The sequence below is a fragment of the Gordonia sp. VNK21 genome, from assembly GCF_046098115.1.
Taxonomy (GTDB): domain Bacteria; phylum Actinomycetota; class Actinomycetes; order Mycobacteriales; family Mycobacteriaceae; genus Gordonia.
Genome location: NZ_JBJURU010000036.1, coordinates 1 through 2,091 on the forward strand (window position 1 = coordinate 1; position 2,091 = coordinate 2,091).

At 61.2% G+C, this 2,091-nt stretch carries 2 protein-coding genes; both read left to right on the top strand.

The window, feature by feature from the left end; all coding sequences use genetic code 11:
• Positions 1-328, top strand: a 328-nt coding sequence (locus ACJMNC_RS18215; protein WP_408949356.1) for a diiron oxygenase, incomplete at its 5' end; no start/stop codon positions are given.
• A 155-nt stretch (positions 329-483) separates the two neighbouring features.
• Positions 484-2,007 carry a flavin-containing monooxygenase gene (locus tag ACJMNC_RS18220; protein WP_408949357.1) on the top strand — a complete coding sequence of 508 codons (1,524 nt, stop codon included), beginning with the start codon at positions 484-486 and terminating at the stop codon, positions 2,005-2,007.
• The last annotated feature ends 84 nt before the right edge of the window (positions 2,008-2,091 follow it).

Consider the following 2,091-nt stretch of genomic DNA (forward strand, 5'->3'; position numbering starts at 1 on the left):
GGCCCGCCACATCACGTTCGCGCGGCTGGAAATGGTGGAGGGGATGCAGCGTCGCGGACGCATCTCGCGCGCTTGGCATCGAGGCACGCTGGCGGTCATTGCGAACTTTGCGTACCCGTTGCTCATCAATCCGAAGGTGTACCCCGCTGTCGGAATCAACCGTCTGCGCGGGCTGTGGGCGCAGCAGACGAGCCCGAACTATCGCGTCAACTTGCAGTTCATGTCCGAGCCGATGATCCGGTTCTTCCACGAGGCCGGGATGATGGAGGGGAAATTCACAATGGCGATGTGGCGCGCAACGCGCAGCCTGCCCGACGACCTGCGCTAACCACACCCGGCCGAGTCCACGCGGCCGCTAATCCGTCTCTCGACCCTACGCCCGGATCTCTCTGGGCTCAGACGGATGCCTCACATCTGCCTGCCACGCGTCCCGCGCCGAGCAGGTCCGTTCGCTCTACTCTTTGATCAGGAGACCTTCACTCAATGCCGTCTTCCAACACCAAGCGCGCGCCGCGCGCCGCCACGGCGACAGACCCGGGAACGACCGAACCCATCACTACCAAGGTGCTCATCATCGGCAGCGGCTTCTCCGGCCTCGGTATGGCCGTGCAGCTCCGCCGACGCGGGAATAACGATTTCATCGTGCTGGAAAAGGCCGACTCCGTCGGTGGGACGTGGCGCGACAACACCTATCCGGGATGCGCGTGTGACGTACCGTCACTGATGTACTCCTACTCGTTCGAGAGCCGCGGTAGCTGGTCGAAGGTGTGGTCTTCGCAGCCCGAAATCGAGCAGTACTTGAAAGAGATCTCCGACAAGCGTGGTGTCACTCAGAAGATCCATTTTGGGCAGAAGTTGGTCTCCGGATACTGGAGTGAGTCCGAATCTCGGTGGCACCTGCGTACCGAGTCGGGCCGGGAGTACATCGCGCAGTACGTCGTGTCCGGTGTCGGCGCTCTGCACATCCCGAACTATCCGAACATCCCCGGAATCGATGAGTTCGCCGGCCAGGCGTTCCATTCGGCAAAGTGGGACCACACGGTGGACCTCCAAGGCAAGCGGGTGGCCGTCATTGGCACCGGTGCCAGCGCGATTCAGTTCGTGCCATTCGTGCAGAAGGAGGCCGGCACACTCACGGTCTTCCAGCGAACCCCGGCTTGGGTACTTCCACGCAAGAACTTCGCGGTGCCGACGGCACTTCGGACCGTGCTCAGCAAGATCCCGATTACTCGCCGCCTCGCTCGGTGGTCGGTCTACTGGGGCGCAGAGAGCCTGGCCTTCGGGCTCAACGGCCACTCCAACCTTATGCGACCAATCGAAAAGGTGGCGAAATGGAACATCGAACGTTCCATCACCGACCCCGAGCTACGCCGAAAGCTGATGCCGTCCTACCGCATCGGATGCAAACGCATCCTGGGATCGAACGACTATTACCCTGCACTCGCCGCGCCCAACACGACAGTGATCAGCGATCGGATCGAAAAGGTCACCGCGGATTCGATCGTCACCGCTGACGGCGTGTCACATCCTGTAGATGTGATCATTTACGCCACCGGGTTCCATGTCACAGACGGATTCGATCAACTCGCCCTCAAGGGCGCCCGGGGCGAGGACTTGCCGTCGCACTGGCACCGGACGGGCATCAACACCCACCTCGGCATCACCACCGAGGGCTTCCCGAACCTGTTCTTCCTGCTCGGGCCCAACACAGGTCTTGGACACAACTCTGTGGTGTTCATGATCGAGCAGCAAGTCAAGTACGTCCTCAAGGCCATCGACGCCGTCGAGAGTCGCGGAGCGCAGCGTGTAGATGTGCGGCCCGAGATTCAAGAACACTTCAACAAGGACATCCAGCGCAAGCTCGCCAAGGGTGTATGGACCAACGGCGGATGTACGAGCTGGTATCTGGACTCGCAGGGTGTCAACCGTACGGTGTGGCCCGGATTCACCTGGCAGTACTGGCGAGCGACGAAGGACTTCGAGCCCGCCGAGTACGAAATCGCCTGATAATCCCAAGCCGTAGGTCATCGAGAAGTGAGTATCCGACAGTGAGTAGTTCGACAGCAGGCAATTACGCGACCCCGGTCGCAG

Coding starts and splice junctions, on each gene's coding strand:
- ACJMNC_RS18220 (WP_408949357.1), top strand. CDS start 484: ATGCCGTCTTCCAACACCAAGCGCGCGCCGCGCGCCGCCACGGCGACA.